Raw genomic sequence first — 14,153 nt, 5'->3', positions numbered from 1 at the left:
TTATGAATCCACGGCAGCGCCGTTATTCCTTGGTCTCGCCGTTGTCGGCGGCGGTGTCGGCAGGGACGCTGATCTCAGGGATGCTCTTCTCGGTCACAACGGTATCCTGCACGGTGGGCTCCTCCTCTACAGGAGCAACCTTCTCAGGCTTGCGGCCGAAAATGGGCTCCTCACCGGGGTAGCAGGTGGGGCCGTCCTCGCTGTAGCGGTAGGGATCGTAGGCACGGCCGCGGGCATACTGCCGGATACCCACCCGGCTGTACTCCTTCACGATGCCGGGGATCTTGTCCTCGTCGTCGTGCTTCTTCTCGGCCTTCTTTTTCTTGCCGCGATTGAGCTTCTCTTCCTCGATGCGGCGGGCGCGCTCCTCGGCCTTGCGGCGGCGCTCCTCCTTCTCCTCTTCCTTCTCCTGGAGCTCACGCTCGGCCTGCTTGCGGGCGGCCTCCTCGTAGTCCTTCTTCAGGATCACGCTGCACAGGAACTCCTGCAGCATGCTCAGCAGGTTGTTGGTGATCCAGTACACACACAGAGCAGCGGGCAGGGTGAAGCCGATCCACAGGGAGATCAGGGGGGAGACGATCATCATGGTCTTGGCAGAGCTGTTATTCTGGGCACTCTGCTTGTTGATGGCGTTGGTCTTCATGGAGATGAAGGAGAAGATCACGCCGGTAATGGCGGAGATCACCGGCAGCAGGAACAGGCTGAAGCCGCCGGCAATGGTCCAGAACTGGAGCTGGGGGATCTGGGACAGGTCCACCAGACCAAAGAGGCTGAAGTTGATGACCTGCACACTCTGGCCCACACCGCCGGCGGCGGTGACCGCCTGCTGCACCGCGGCCAGGTTGTCCGCGTTGATAAGGGAGGCCAGATAAAGCTCATTGTAGTAGCCGGCAGTCTCAGTAAAGCTGGCGGCGGCCTGCTTGATCCAGCCCATGTCCACGGCCTGAGTGCTCCAGTTGACGGCCTCGGCAATGGCGTTGAGGGAGTTTGCGTCGGTAATGCCCATCATGTAGTGGATGGGCGCGCGGATGATGGGGTAGAGGACCATCAGGATGACCAGGGGGATCAGGGACCACAGGCAGCCGCCCATGGGGTTGACCTTCTCCTTCTCATAGAGCTTCTGGACCTCCAGATTATAGCGCTGCCGGTCCTTGCCATACTGCTTCTGCAGCTTCTGCATCTGGCCCTGCAGGATGTTCATCTGGATCATGCTCCGCTTGCCCTTCAGAGAGAGGGGGAAGAGCACCACCTTGACCACCAGAGCGAACAGGACCAGGGTCAGACCGTAGCTGCCACAGATGCTATAGAAAAACCGCAGCAGCCACGCAAAAGGGGTGAGGATGATTTCCATTTGTGCGCCTCCAAGTTACATTGTTCGCCGTTTCCTTGCGGTCACGGCACGGGGTCGTACTCGATGGATTTCTGCTTATGGAAGGGCTGACATTTCAGAATACGGCGAATGGCCAAAAAGCCCCCCTTAAGCGCACCGTATTTCTCCACCGCCTCCAAGGCATACTGGGAGCAGGTGGGGATAAAACGGCAGCAGGGGGGCCGGGCAGGAGAGATATGCTTGCGGTAAAACCGGATGAGCCAGAGCAGAAGGCGCTTCAAATCAGGCCTCCCCCTTCCGGAGCAGGCCCAGCTTGTCCGCCAGAGAGAGGAGGCTGCGCTCCACCTCCCGGTACCGGCAGTGGCCGGCACGGACACGGGCCACCACCACCAGGTCGTAGCCCGGCAGGAAGCGGTCCTCATGGATGCGGTAAGCCTCCCGGATGCGGCGGCGGGTACGGTTGCGCACCACCGCCTTCCCCACCTTCACGCCCACGGTGATCCCCAGGCGGCTGCGGGGGGAATTGTTCTTCCGGCAATAGAGTGCAAGACAGGGATTGACCGCGCTTTTGCCCTTGCTGTAAAGGCGGCGGAACACGTGGTTCTGCTTCAGGGATACGGTGTGTTCCACGGCGGTCCTCCTTTCCCGGTTCAAACTTCCGTATGCTGCGCAGGGGCGGTGGGAAAAGCTCCCCCGCCCCTATGAAATGCCCTATTCCATTTGCGGACCCATCAGTGGGTCAGACGGGCGCGGCCCTTCGCGCGGCGGCGGGCCAGGACCTTGCGGCCGTTGGCGGTACGCATACGCTTACGGAACCCGTGCTCCTTGGAGCGCTGGCGCTTCTTGGGCTGATAGGTACGAACCATGTTGGGACACCTCCTGTACAATAATCAAGCGGGTTGCCCCGCCCACCACAACAGCCTTTCAGCTGCGGTCGTCAAACAAAACTGCTTTACACCGCATGGATTTACACGATGCACATGGTATTATAGCCTATTTCAAAATGGCGTGTCAACCACTATTTTGCTTTCTTTTTTGGTTTTTTTATGCTTGCGGGCGGGAAATACCATATGTTGTGGCTGAGGTCCGACCGGACCCCACGCATAAGCCCAAAAACCGGGGGATTAGCCGCTCCTGTTTCCGGCAGAGTGTGTGGAAAGCTGTGTGGAAAAGTAGTTTCTTTTTATAATTGTATCGTTGCTTTCCACCGGGTGATTTGCTATAATAATGTCTACTGAATAAACTGTAAATCAGTTTATTTGCGCGGCAGCAGCCGCGCAATTCCATAAAACGGCTCAGGGGGGCCGTTTTATGGAATTCAGACATTGTTACAATGCGTATTTTCATTGGAACGCAGGACGTTCCAATGAAAGGTGCAAGCATTTTGGAAACTATTGTCCAAAATTCTTGCACTGGAACAAAGCCGAAAACCTTGAAAACCAAGGATTTCGGCTTTGTTCCGTACGCATTATAATGATATGCGTTAAATTATCTGTACTCCCGCCGTCGGCGGCAGCGTCCACGAGCCAGGTCTTGAAAGCCTCCGCTTTCAAGGTCTTGTTTTGCTGCGCCGACAGCGGCCATCCATTTTGACGAAAGAGGTGGTCTTTCCGTGAATTTACCGGCCGATCTCTGGGCCAAGGTCCTCTCTCTGATGGAGGGGGAGATGACCGCCACCACCATCAACACCTGGTTTGACGACGCCACCCCCGTGGCGCTGGAGTCCAATCGGTTTGTGCTCCACACCCCGTCCAACTTCAAGCGGGACATCATCAACTCCCGCTACCTGCCCGCCATTCAGAAGGCCCTCCACGAGCTCTTCTCCTCCGACTTTGAGGTGGTGGTGCTGGGCGAAGGGGAGCTGGAGGGTTATGGCAAGAAGAAGGTGGACGACGTCTTCCTCCCGGGCACCGAGGAATACACCTTCGAGCGCTTCGTGGTGGGCGCTTCCAACAAGTTTGCCCACGCCGCCGCCCTGGCGGTGGCCGAGCAGCCCGCCCAGACCTACAACCCCCTGTTCATCTACGGCGAGTCCGGCCTGGGCAAGACCCATCTGCTCTACGCCATCGCCCACAAGATCCATCAGTCCCACCCCGACTACCGCATCGTCTATATCAAGGGCGACTCCTTCACCAATGAGCTGATCCAGGCCATCCGGGAGGGCCGCAACCCGGAGTTCCGGGAGAAATACCGCTCCGCTGACGTGTTCCTCATGGACGACGTGCAGTTCATCGCCGGCCGTGAGTCCACCCAGGAGGAGATGTTCCATACCTTCAACACCCTGTATGAGGCCAAGCGGCAGATCGTGTTCACTGCCGACCGTCCCCCCAAGGAGATGCTGCGGCTGGACGACCGTCTGCGCACCCGGTTCGAGTGGGGCCTGCCTGTGGACATCCAGCCCCCCGACTACGAGACCCGGGTGGCCATCATCAAGACCAAGGCCATCCGCCGGGGCATGAACCTGCCCGACCCCGTCCTCCAGTATATCGCCGAAAACATCACCTCCAATGTGCGGCAGATCGAGGGCACCGTCAACAAGATCCTGGCCTTCCAGGAGCTGATGGGGGAGAGCGTGGACGTGGACACCGTCACCCGGGCCGTCCGGGACATGTTCAAGGACAAGGCGGAGTTCCTCCCCTCGCCGGAGATCATCATCGACGAGGTGAGCAAGTTCTACAACATCGACGTGGAGGCCCTCCGTGGGCAGGGCCGCACCAAGGACACCGCCCTGGCCCGGCAGATCGCCATGTACCAGATCCGCCGCATGACCAACCTGTCCCTGAAGGAGATCGGTAAGGAGTTCGACAACCGGGACCACACCACCGTCATGCACTCCATCGACCGCATCGAGAAGCTGACCAAGCAGTCTCCCGAGATCGCCGAGGTCATCAAGGACATCAACGCCAACATCAACGCCCGGTATGAATAAGGGTGGATGCAACCTGCATATTCATGCATAAATATGAATGGATATGGATGAAAGCTTCCAATTTTCCTTCCATGCGCCTTTCCACATTTCCACGGAAAATCGGGGACATGTGGAAAAGGGGATGTGGATAACTTTTTTGCCGTGGAAAGCCTGTGGAAAGGGGTCAAATTTTGTCCACACCCCCTGTGGAAGGCCCAGCCCATGCCCCTCAAGGAGTTTCGCCACTTTTCCACAATGTTTTCCCCTACGGCTTACTATTACGACATATATCCCTCCTCTCTCCAGAGGAGCGCGCGAAATCCAAGCGGAGCGTCTCCGCTCCTGATGAAACGGAGGATCACACCATTATGAAATTTTCTTGCGAAAAGGCCCTGCTGCAAGCGGCCATCTCCACCGCCTCCCGTGCCGTCTCTCCCAAGAGCTCCATTCCCGCTCTGGAGGGCATCCTGATGGAGGCCGGACAGGAGCTGCGGCTGACCGGCTACAATCTGGACACCGGTATCCGCACCATTGTTCCTGCCGACATCAGCGAAACCGGCACCCTGGTGCTGGCCGCCCGACTGTTCGGCGAGATCATCCGGAAGCTGCCCGACGACATCGTCACCTTCCAGACCGATAATTATATGGTGCACATCACCTGCGGACCCAGTGAATTCAACATTCTGGGCACCGACCCCGAGGAATTCCCCGAGCTGCCCACCGTGGAGTACCAGAATTCCCTCACCCTGGCACAGTCCAAGCTGAAAGCCATGATTTCCCAGACCATTTTTGCCGTCAGCGACAACGAGAGCCGCCCGGTCCACACCGGCTCCCTCTTCGAGGCCGACGACAAGGGCCTGACCATCGTCTCGGTGGACGGCTTCCGTCTGGCCCTCCGCCATGAGGCCATTGATCAGAAGGACGGCGCCCCGGAATTTTCCTTCGTGGTGCCCGGCTCCGCCCTGTCTGAGGTGGAAAAAATTTGCAGTGACTGCGACGAGCCGGTGTCCGTGACCCAGGGCGCCCGGCACATTATGTTCAAGGCGGGGTCCACCATGCTGGTGACCCGACGGCTGGAGGGCGAGTTCCTGGCTTACCGCCAGGCCATCCCCCGCAACAACGGCATCTGCCTGGAGGGTGAGACCCGGGCGCTGCTCTCCTCCATCGAGCGTGTGTCTCTGATCATTACCGAAAAGCTGAAATGTCCCCTGCGGTGCGTGTTTGAGGACGGTTTGATGAAGATTTCCACCAAAACCGCCATCGGCGACGCCTACGATCAGTGCCCCGTGTCCGGCGACGGCCAGGGTCTGGAGATCGGCTTCAACAACAAATATCTGATGGACGCCCTGAAGGCTGCCCCCGCCGACAAGGTGCAGCTGGAGCTGTCCACCAGCGTGTCCCCCTGCGTCATCCTGCCCACCGAGGGGGAGGAAAATTTCCTGTATATGGTACTGCCCGTCCGCCTGAAGGCCGGGGAGTAATCTGCCGCCCGTTACAAAAGAAAGGAAAAACACCTTGGAATTGCATCCTTACCTGCACAAAGTGCAATTTTATGAGACCGATGGCATGAGCATCGTCCACCATGGAAATTATATCCTTTGGATGGAGGAGGCCCGTACCGACTTTATGGATCAGATCGGCTGGAGCTACCACAGGGCGGTGGACGCGGGCATCGACTTTGCCGTTACCGACGTCAGCTGCAAGTACCGCTCCATGACCCGGTTCGGGGAGACGGTGGCCATCCACATGGCGGTGGAGTCCCTGTCTCCCGCCAAAATGCAGCTTTCCTATAAAATGATCAGCGTGGACACCGGGGAACTGCGGGCGGAGGGCACCTCCGGCCACTTCTTCTACGACCGGGCCAAGGCCCGGCCGGTGGCCCTGAAGCGGGCGCTGCCCGATCTGTGGGAACTGCTGCAATCCCTGCACGAAGAAGGGAGAAATTCGGAAGTATGAAGACCATTCAGTCCAAAATCACAACGGAATTTATCAAATTGGAGTCCCTGCTGAAGTTTGAAGGTTTGGTGGAGACCGGCGGGGAGGCCAAAGAGCGCATCCAGGACGGAGAGGTCCAGGTCAACGGCCAGGTGTGTACCATGCGGGGCAAGAAGCTGCGCCCCGGCGACGTGGTTACCCTGGATGACCTGCGCGTGGAAGTTTTATGATCGTAAAGTCGGTCTGCCTGGATTATTTTCGCAATTATCTGCACTTTGAGGGCGATTTTTCTCCCAATGTCAATGTGATCTGGGGGGAGAATGCCCAGGGCAAGACCAACCTGCTGGAGGGCATCGCCTACCTGTCCACCGCTTCCTCCCACCGGGCCCGGTACGACCGGGAGCTGATCCAGATGGGAGTGAACCATGCCTTTGTGAAAGCGGAGGTCTTTTCCCGGGGGCGGGACTTCACCCTGGAGGCCCGGCTGGGCCGGGGGGTGCGGCGGCAGCTTTTCTCCAACGGCGTGAAATTGAAGACCGCCGGGGAGCTGGCGGGGGTGCTCAACACCGTGCTCTTCTGCCCGGAGGATCTGTGGCTCATCCGGGAGGGGGCCGCGGTGCGCCGCAAGTTTCTGGACAGCTGCATCTGTCAGCTGCGGCCCCGCTATGCCGAGGCTTTGGCGGAATACCGGCGTCTTTATGAACATAAAACCCGGATTCTGCGGGATTGGGAGGAGCACCCCTCGCTGCTGGACACCCTGGATGAGTTCAATCTGCGTATGGCCCAGACCGGCGCAATGCTCATCCACTACCGGGCCTACTTTGTGAAGCGGCTTCAGGAGGTGACGCCCCCCATCCACCGGGATTTTTCCGGCGGAAGGGAGGAACTGGGGCTGCGCTACCAGACGGTGAGCACCATCGAAGATCCCCTGGCTCCCACCCGCACCCTGCTGGAACAGCTGCTGAAACACCAGGATTCCCACCGGAAGGCGGAGCTGGAGGTGCGGCAGTGTCTGTCCGGCCCCCACAAGGACGATCTGATCGTGGAATTGGACGGAGTGAGCGCCAAAACCTTCGCCTCCCAGGGCCAGACCCGGACGGCGGCATTGTCTCTCAAGCTGGCTTCCCGGGAAATTTTCTTCCAGGAGACAGGGGAGTGGCCGGTGCTGCTGCTGGACGATGTGCTCAGCGAGCTGGACCACAAACGACAGGAATTTGTCCTCAAACGCATCAACGGAGGACAGGTTTTTATCACCTGCTGCGAGGAAATGAGCCTGGACCGGCTGGGGGAGGGGCGTACCTTCCACATCCGGGACGGGGCCCTGGTGGGGTAATTGGTTTTCCACAAAATTGGCCCCATATGTGGATAAGATTCAGGAGAAGCCTATGATACTTTTGATCCTTGCTCTGCTCCCGCTGGTGGGGGGCTTTCTGCTGGAATTTCTGGTGTGCCAGTTCACCCGGAAGGGAAGCAGGCTGTGGAAGCTGATCCCCCCGGCGGCCGCCGCCCTGGTGACGGGGTACGTGGTGTTCCACCGGCTCAACCTGTGGGAGTCGGACAACTCACCGGTAACCCAGCTGCTCTTCATCCCCGGCCTGCCCGCCCTGGGGTTCTTTGTGGGGCTCTTTCTGGGCTGGCGGCTGTACCGATGGCTGTGGAAGCCCAAAATCGTCCGGGACAGAAAGGAGGACAAGTAGATGTATCTGCATCTGGGCCAGAACGTGGTGGTCCCCTTTCGGGACGTGGTGGGACTATTTGATCTGGACAACACCAGCTCCTCCCACCTGACCCGGTCCTTTCTGGAGCGGGCGGAGAAGGAGGGGCGGCTGGTCAACGTGTCCGACGATCTGCCCCGCTCCTTCGTGCTGTGCGACCGGCGGGAGGGACCGCCGGTGGTCTATCTGTGCCAGCTCTCCGCCGCCACTCTGCTGCGGCGGGCGGAAAACAATACACTGGTTTGAACTAAGAAGATTGGAGCGTTGAGAGTTGAGATATTTTATCCCGAGATCCCATATCTCCGCTCTCAACGCTCTACTCTGGACATAACTTGGAGGTTTTCAAATGTCTGAAGAATTGAACAGCACCACCCAGGTGGAGCACGAGTACGGTGGCTCCGAGATCCAGGTGCTGGAGGGCCTGGAGGCCGTCCGCAAGCGCCCGGGCATGTATATCGGCTCCACCAGTGAGTCCGGCCTGCACCACCTGGTGTACGAAATTGTGGATAACTCCATCGACGAGGCCCTGGCGGGCTACTGCGATGAGATCACCGTCTCCATCGGAGAGGGCGACGTCATCACGGTCGTGGACAACGGCCGCGGCATCCCCGTGGACATCCAGCCCCAGACCGGTCTGCCCGCCCTGGAGGTGGTCTTTACCATCCTGCACGCCGGCGGCAAGTTCGGCGGCGGCGGCTACAAGGTGTCCGGCGGCCTCCACGGCGTGGGCGCCAGTGTGGTCAACGCCCTGTCCGAGTGGCTGGAGGTTCGGGTCCACAAGGAGGGCAAGATCTATGAGATGAAGTTCTCCCGGGGCAAGGTGACCCAGCCCATGCAGGTGGTGGGGGACACCGATCGCCACGGCACCGAGGTGGTGTTCAAGCCCGACCCGGAGATGTTTGAGATCACCGAGTACAACTATGACACCCTCCATACCCGCATGCGGGAGGAGGCCTTCCTCAACGCCGGTCTGCGCATCCATACCATCGACAACCGCCCCGGCAAGGAGCAGCACGACACCATGCACTACGCCGGCGGTATCCGGGAGTTTGTGTCCTTCATCAACCGCTCCAAGGACCCCATCCACTCCGATGTGGTGTACATGTCCGGCATGAAGGACGACTCCATGGCGGAGGTGGCCTTCCAGTACAACGACGGCTACAACGAGACCATTGTGTCTTTCGCCAACAACGTCCACACCCCCGAGGGCGGCATGCACGAGGAGGGTTTTAAACGGGCGCTGACTACCGTACTCAACAACTACGGTAAAAAGATGAAGCTGCTGAAGGACGACGACAAGGTGTCCGGCGAGGACTGCCGGGAGGGCATTGCCTGCGTCATCTCGGTCAAGCTCACCGAGGCCCAGTTCGAGGGCCAGACCAAGGCCAAGCTGGGTAACAGCGAGATCCGCACCCTGGTCAACTCCATCGTCACCGAGAAGCTGACCGAGTATCTGGAGGAGAACCCCGCCGTGGGCAAGGCCATTCTGGAGAAGGCCCTCATGGCCAACCGGGCCCGTGAGGCCGCCCGCAAGGCCCGTGAGTCCATCCGCCGGAAGACCGCTCTGGGCGGCGCCGCCATGCCCGACAAGCTGCGGGACTGCAACGAGGTCAACCCCGAGCTCACTGAGATCTACATCGTGGAGGGCGACTCCGCAGGCGGTTCCGCCACCCAGGGCCGGGACAGCCGCTTCCAGGCCATCCTGCCTCTGTGGGGCAAGATGCTCAACGTGGAGAAGGCACGGGCCGACAAGGTGTACGGCAACGACAAGCTGACCCCCGTCATCACCGCCCTGGGCGCCGGCATCGGAGACGACTTCGACATCTCCAAGCTGCGCTATCACAAGATCATCATCATGGCCGATGCCGATGTGGACGGCTCCCACATCCGCACCCTGCTGCTCACCTTCTTCTTCCGGTTCATGCGGCCCCTCATTGAGCATGGCTACGTCTATGCCGCCGTGCCGCCGCTGTACAAGCTGACCCGGGGCAAGACCACCCGTGTGGCCTTCTCCGACGAGGAGCGTGACCAGGTGTCCGCCGAGCTGCGTGGCGATAACCCCAACGCCAAGGTGGATATTTCCCGGTATAAGGGCCTGGGCGAGATGAACCCCCACGAGCTGTGGGAGACCACCATGGACCCGGAGCGGCGTACCCTCAAGCGCATCGAGCTGGATGATGCCGTGGCCGCCGACCAGACCTTCACCATCCTCATGGGCGAGAAGGTGGAGCCCCGGAAGGAGTTCATCGAGCGCAACGCCAAGTACGCGGTGAATTTGGATTATTAAGGGAACGGGCGGTCCGGGAGGCCCGCCCCTACAAAGGAAATCCGTAGGGGGCGGCGTCCTCGACGCCCCGCCCTTGACCCCTATCATGAAGATTGAGAGGCAACAGCATGAGCAAAAAGCCACAGTACGACCCGGAGGAGATCCGGTATCCGGACCAGACCATCGTCACCTCACCGCTGGTGAAGGAGATGGAGCAGTCCTATATCGAGTACGCCATGAGCGTCATCAAGGGCCGCGCCCTGCCCGACGTGCGGGACGGCCTGAAGCCGGTCCACCGGCGCATCCTGTACGCCATGTACGAGGACAACCTGACCGCCGACAAGCCCTTCAAGAAGTCCGCCACCTGCGTGGGCGACGTGCTGGGCCGGTACCACCCTCACGGCGACGCCAGCGTGTATGACGCCCTGGTCCGCCTGGCCCAGGACTTCTCCATGCGCTACCCCCTGGTGGACGGCCACGGCAACTTCGGCTCCATCGACGGCGATCCCCCGGCCGCCTACCGTTACACCGAGGCCCGCATGTCCAAGATCTCCGACGAGATGCTGCGGGACATCGAGAAGGACACGGTGGACTGGGACCCCAACTTTGACGAGAGCCGCAAGGAGCCCCGTGTGCTCCCCTCCCGGTTCCCCAACCTGCTGGTCAACGGCTCGGCGGGTATCGCCGTAGGCATGGCCACCAACATTCCGCCCCACAACCTGCGGGAGGTCATTGACGCCGCCATCTGCATCCTGGACAATCCGGAGGCCACTCTGCCCGACCTGATGGAGCACGTGAAGGGCCCCGATTTCCCCACCAAGGGCATCATCATGGGCCGCTCCGGCATCCGGGCCGCCTACGCCACCGGCCGGGGCCGTGTGTGCGTCCGGGCCCGCACCGAGTTTGAGGAGTTCGGCAAGGACCGCACCCGCATCATCGTCACCGAGATCCCCTACCAGGTCAACAAGCGCCAGCTCATCAAGAACATGGCCGACCAGGTGGAGGACAAGCGTCTGGAGGGCATCTCCGACATCCGGGACGAGTCCGACCGCAACGGCATGCGGGTGGTCATCGAGCTCAAGCGGGACGCCAACCCCCAGGTGGTGCTCAACCGCCTGTTTGCCCAGACCCAGCTCCAGACCACCTTTGCTATCAACATGCTGGCCCTGGTGGACGACCAGTCCCAGCCCAAGATCCTGTCCCTGCGGCACATCCTGGACGAGTACATCGCCTTCCAGGAGCAGATCATCGTCCGCCGCACCAAGTATGACCTGAAGAAGGCTCAGGAGCGCGCCCACCTGCTGGAGGGCCTGCTCATCGCCCAGGACAACATTGACGAGGTCATCCACATCATCCGCTCCAGCTACGACAACGCCAAGGAGAACCTGATGAACCGCTTCGGTCTGGACGACGTCCAGGCCCAGGCCATTCTGGACATGCGCCTGAAAGCCCTCCAGGGCCTGGACCGGGAGAAGCTGGAGGCCGAGTACAAGGAGCTGGAGGCCCGCATCGCCTACTTCAACGAGCTGCTGGCCAGCGAGGAGAAGATCCGTGGCGTGCTGAAGGACGAGCTCACCGCCATCCGGGACAAGTATGGCGACGACCGCGTCACCGAGATCCAGGATGTGGAGGACGAGATCGACATCGAGGACCTCATCGAGGAGGAGGAGTGCGTCTTCACCCTCACCGCCGGCGGCTACATCAAGCGTACCCCCGCCTCCACCTACCGCACCCAGCGCCGGGGCGGCAAGGGCATCACCGCCATGGCCACCAAGGAGGAGGACTACGTGGATACGGTGTTTACCGCCTCCACCCATGACTATATCCTCTTCTTCACCAATAAAGGCCGGGTCCACCGGAAGAAGGGCTACCAGATCCCCGAGGCCGGCCGTACCGCCAAGGGCACCAACCTGGTGAACGTGCTGCCCATCGAGCAGGACGAGAAGGTCACCGCCATGATCCACCTGCGGGAGTTCCCCGAGGACCGGTATCTGGTGATGGTCACCCGGGCGGGTACCGTCAAGCGCATCCAGCTCTCCTCCATCTTTACCGCCCGCAAGGCGGGCATCCGGGCCATCACCCTGGAGGAGGGAGACGAGCTCATCACCGTCCGGGAGACCGACGGGGAGCAGAACATCCTCATCGTCACCCACGACGGCATGGCTATCTGCTTCAAGGAGACCGACGTGCGCTGCATGGGCCGCGACGCCTGCGGCGTCCGGGGCATTAACCTGCGTCCCGGTGACTTCGTGGTGGGCGCCGCCCGCACCAAGCCCGACCATCAGGTGCTGATGATCACCGAGAACGGTTACGGCAAGCGCACCGAAATGGATGAGTATATCCGTGCCGACGGTCCCCAGAAGCGAGGCGGCTTCGGCCTGAAGGGCTACAACGTCACCGAGAAGACCGGCCCCGTGGTGGGGGTCAAGGTGGTCAGCGACAACGACGACGTGCTGGTCATCAACGACGCCGGCGTCATCATCCGCATGGCGGTGTCTGGCATCTCCACCTACGGCCGTACCGCTCAGGGCGTCAAGATCATGAACCTGGAGGAGGGGGTCAAGGTGATCTCCTTCGCCCGCACCGACCACGAGGAGGAAGAGGAAGCCGCGGAGACTACCGAGGAGGTATGATCTATGCGCAGAAGACAGAGAGTGACCTATCGCCCCAGTAAGACCGGCTCGGTCTTCGGTGGTATCATGGGCTGCATCTTTGTGGGAATTGGTCTTTTTTTGGTCATTCCTACCTTTGGCGCCTTCGGCATTTTGTGGACCCTCATTGCCGTGGGCATCGTAGGCATGAATTTCTATCAGGCCTTTGGCAAAAAGTATCTGGGCCCCGAGATCCACATTGAGGAGGAAGGGGTGTCGGCGGACGACCCCAAGGGCGACCCTCAGCAGCGGCTGGAGCAGCTCCAGTCCCTCTACGACCGCCGGCTCATCACTGCCGAGGAGTATGAGCAGAAGCGGCAGGAGATTTTGAAGGAGCTGTAAGAGGAAACGCATGAAAACAGTTACCATTTACACCGACGGGGCCTGTTCCGGCAATCCGGGCCCCGGCGGGTGGGGGGCCATTCTGCAATACGGGGAGTTCAAAAAGGAACTCTCTGGCGGGGAGGCCCACACCACCAACAACCGCATGGAGCTTACCGGCGTCATCACCGCTCTGAAGGCCCTGAAGGAGCCCTGCATCGTGGAGCTCTACTCCGACTCCAAGTACGTCATTGACGCCCTGGAGAAGGGCTGGGCCCGGGGCTGGAAGGCCAGAGGCTGGGTGAAGGGGGACAAGAAGCCCGCCCTCAACCCCGACCTGTGGGCCACCCTGCTGGACCTGTGCGACTACCACACGGTCCACCTCCACTGGGTCAAGGGTCACGCCGACAACCCGTATAACAATCGTTGTGACGAGCTGGCGGTGGCTGAAAGCCGGAAGTATAAGTAGGGGTCGATGCCCACATCGACCCGTCCATTGTCCAAAGGAGGACCTATGAAGATCGCCATTGTATTTGACAGCCAGACCGGCAACACCGCCCAGGTGGCCCAGGCCATCAAGGACGCCTGTGAGGGCCACGACATCGTGGCCTTTGGCCCGCCGCCCCAGAATGTGGACCAGGCGGAGCTGATCTTCGCCGGGTCCTGGACCGACAAGGGCTTTTGTACCGCCGAGATGAAGGAGTTTTTACATAGCCTGTATGGCAAGCGGGTGGCCCTCTTCGGTACCGCCGGCTTCGGCATTTCCGAGCTGTACTTTGCCTCCCTGTCCGACCGCTTCAAGGCGGGGGTCCCCAAGGGCAACCAGGTGGTGAGCAGCTTTTTCTGCACCGGCAAGATGCCCCAGACCATCCGGGACCGGTACGAGGAACAGCTGAAGGTCGATCCGGACAATGCCAGACTCAAGTCCATGATCCAGGCCTTTGACCTGGCCCTGATCCACCCGGATCAGAACGACCTGAACCAGGCCGCCGACTTTGCCCGGGAGGCCATGAAGGCGTAATAAAAA

The 14,153-nt window shown here is 60.5% G+C and carries 16 protein-coding genes; 12 read left to right on the top strand and 4 right to left on the bottom strand.

Annotation, left to right across the window (positions count from 1 at the left end; all coding sequences use genetic code 11):
• Nucleotides 1-22 precede the first annotated feature (22 nt).
• The 4 genes from J9789_RS12005 to rpmH all read right to left on the bottom strand — a co-directional run bounded on the left by J9789_RS12005 (nucleotide 23) and on the right by rpmH (nucleotide 2,196).
• A complete protein-coding gene (locus J9789_RS12005) occupies nucleotides 23-1,351 on the bottom strand; it encodes a YidC/Oxa1 family membrane protein insertase (protein ID WP_209345745.1) in 1,329 nt (442 codons plus the stop codon).
• A 41-nt stretch (nucleotides 1,352-1,392) separates the two neighbouring features.
• Nucleotides 1,393-1,611: a membrane protein insertion efficiency factor YidD gene (yidD, locus tag J9789_RS12000; RefSeq protein ID WP_209345744.1), complete on the bottom strand. Its 219-nt coding sequence runs from the start codon at nucleotides 1,609-1,611 to the stop codon at nucleotides 1,393-1,395.
• A 1-nt stretch (nucleotide 1,612) separates the two neighbouring features.
• Nucleotides 1,613-1,960, bottom strand: coding sequence for a ribonuclease P protein component (rnpA, locus tag J9789_RS11995; protein WP_209345742.1), 348 nt, complete (start codon nucleotides 1,958-1,960; stop codon nucleotides 1,613-1,615).
• Between the two features lie 101 nt (nucleotides 1,961-2,061).
• Nucleotides 2,062-2,196 carry a 50S ribosomal protein L34 gene (gene rpmH / locus J9789_RS11990; RefSeq protein WP_006570963.1) on the bottom strand — a complete coding sequence of 45 codons (135 nt, stop codon included), beginning with the start codon at nucleotides 2,194-2,196 and terminating at the stop codon, nucleotides 2,062-2,064.
• Nucleotides 2,197-2,942: 746 nt separating this feature from the next.
• Here rpmH and dnaA point away from each other — a divergent pair.
• From dnaA to bilS, 12 genes are all read left to right on the top strand, one after another.
• A complete protein-coding gene (gene dnaA / locus J9789_RS11985; RefSeq protein ID WP_209345740.1) occupies nucleotides 2,943-4,259 on the top strand; it encodes a chromosomal replication initiator protein DnaA in 1,317 nt (438 codons plus the stop codon).
• Between the two features lie 347 nt (nucleotides 4,260-4,606).
• Entirely contained in the window at nucleotides 4,607-5,719 is a 1,113-nt protein-coding gene (gene dnaN, locus J9789_RS11980) for a DNA polymerase III subunit beta (RefSeq protein WP_209345738.1), read from the top strand.
• Nucleotides 5,720-5,780: 61 nt separating this feature from the next.
• Complete coding sequence (locus tag J9789_RS11975) at nucleotides 5,781-6,194, top strand: acyl-CoA thioesterase (protein ID WP_348633685.1); 414 nt, start codon at nucleotides 5,781-5,783, stop codon at nucleotides 6,192-6,194.
• Nucleotides 6,191-6,403, top strand: coding sequence for an RNA-binding S4 domain-containing protein (locus tag J9789_RS11970; protein ID WP_209345735.1), 213 nt, complete (start codon nucleotides 6,191-6,193; stop codon nucleotides 6,401-6,403). The genes J9789_RS11975 and J9789_RS11970 overlap by 4 nt, the downstream gene beginning before the upstream one ends.
• Complete coding sequence (gene recF, locus J9789_RS11965) at nucleotides 6,400-7,506, top strand: DNA replication/repair protein RecF (protein ID WP_209345733.1); 1,107 nt, start codon at nucleotides 6,400-6,402, stop codon at nucleotides 7,504-7,506. Before J9789_RS11970 ends, recF begins: the two co-directional genes overlap by 4 nt.
• 52 nt (nucleotides 7,507-7,558) lie before the next feature.
• Nucleotides 7,559-7,870: a Tat pathway signal protein gene (locus J9789_RS11960; protein ID WP_245185247.1), complete on the top strand. Its 312-nt coding sequence runs from the start codon at nucleotides 7,559-7,561 to the stop codon at nucleotides 7,868-7,870.
• Nucleotides 7,871-8,134 (top strand): extracellular matrix/biofilm biosynthesis regulator RemA family protein, encoded by a 264-nt coding sequence (locus J9789_RS11955; protein ID WP_209345729.1) that lies wholly within the window; start codon nucleotides 7,871-7,873, stop codon nucleotides 8,132-8,134.
• Between the two features lie 100 nt (nucleotides 8,135-8,234).
• Nucleotides 8,235-10,175, top strand: coding sequence for a DNA topoisomerase (ATP-hydrolyzing) subunit B (gene gyrB, locus J9789_RS11950; protein ID WP_209345727.1), 1,941 nt, complete (start codon nucleotides 8,235-8,237; stop codon nucleotides 10,173-10,175).
• Nucleotides 10,176-10,282: 107 nt separating this feature from the next.
• Nucleotides 10,283-12,787: a DNA gyrase subunit A gene (gyrA, locus tag J9789_RS11945; protein ID WP_209345725.1), complete on the top strand. Its 2,505-nt coding sequence runs from the start codon at nucleotides 10,283-10,285 to the stop codon at nucleotides 12,785-12,787.
• Between the two features lie 3 nt (nucleotides 12,788-12,790).
• A complete protein-coding gene (locus J9789_RS11940) occupies nucleotides 12,791-13,147 on the top strand; it encodes an SHOCT domain-containing protein (protein WP_209345723.1) in 357 nt (118 codons plus the stop codon).
• Nucleotides 13,148-13,157: 10 nt separating this feature from the next.
• Nucleotides 13,158-13,595 carry a ribonuclease HI gene (gene rnhA / locus J9789_RS11935; protein WP_204706413.1) on the top strand — a complete coding sequence of 146 codons (438 nt, stop codon included), beginning with the start codon at nucleotides 13,158-13,160 and terminating at the stop codon, nucleotides 13,593-13,595.
• Between the two features lie 45 nt (nucleotides 13,596-13,640).
• Complete coding sequence (bilS, locus tag J9789_RS11930; protein ID WP_209345721.1) at nucleotides 13,641-14,147, top strand: flavodoxin family protein BilS; 507 nt, start codon at nucleotides 13,641-13,643, stop codon at nucleotides 14,145-14,147.
• The last annotated feature ends 6 nt before the right edge of the window (nucleotides 14,148-14,153 follow it).

Origin of the sequence: Flavonifractor sp. AGMB03687, assembly GCF_017811815.1 — a bacterium.
In the GTDB taxonomy this organism is placed as follows: domain Bacteria; phylum Bacillota; class Clostridia; order Oscillospirales; family Oscillospiraceae; genus Flavonifractor.
The sequence above is the reverse complement of the archived record's forward strand: the minus strand, read 5'-3'. Positions and strand labels throughout refer to the sequence as shown.

Coding starts and splice junctions, on each gene's coding strand:
- J9789_RS12005 (WP_209345745.1), bottom strand. CDS start 1,351: ATGGAAATCATCCTCACCCCTTTTGCGTGGCTGCTGCGGTTTTTCTAT.
- rpmH (WP_006570963.1), bottom strand. CDS start 2,196: ATGGTTCGTACCTATCAGCCCAAGAAGCGCCAGCGCTCCAAGGAGCAC.
- dnaN (WP_209345738.1), top strand. CDS start 4,607: ATGAAATTTTCTTGCGAAAAGGCCCTGCTGCAAGCGGCCATCTCCACC.
- J9789_RS11970 (WP_209345735.1), top strand. CDS start 6,191: ATGAAGACCATTCAGTCCAAAATCACAACGGAATTTATCAAATTGGAG.
- recF (WP_209345733.1), top strand. CDS start 6,400: ATGATCGTAAAGTCGGTCTGCCTGGATTATTTTCGCAATTATCTGCAC.
- J9789_RS11960 (WP_245185247.1), top strand. CDS start 7,559: ATGATACTTTTGATCCTTGCTCTGCTCCCGCTGGTGGGGGGCTTTCTG.
- J9789_RS11955 (WP_209345729.1), top strand. CDS start 7,871: ATGTATCTGCATCTGGGCCAGAACGTGGTGGTCCCCTTTCGGGACGTG.
- gyrB (WP_209345727.1), top strand. CDS start 8,235: ATGTCTGAAGAATTGAACAGCACCACCCAGGTGGAGCACGAGTACGGT.
- gyrA (WP_209345725.1), top strand. CDS start 10,283: ATGAGCAAAAAGCCACAGTACGACCCGGAGGAGATCCGGTATCCGGAC.
- J9789_RS11940 (WP_209345723.1), top strand. CDS start 12,791: ATGCGCAGAAGACAGAGAGTGACCTATCGCCCCAGTAAGACCGGCTCG.
- rnhA (WP_204706413.1), top strand. CDS start 13,158: ATGAAAACAGTTACCATTTACACCGACGGGGCCTGTTCCGGCAATCCG.
- bilS (WP_209345721.1), top strand. CDS start 13,641: ATGAAGATCGCCATTGTATTTGACAGCCAGACCGGCAACACCGCCCAG.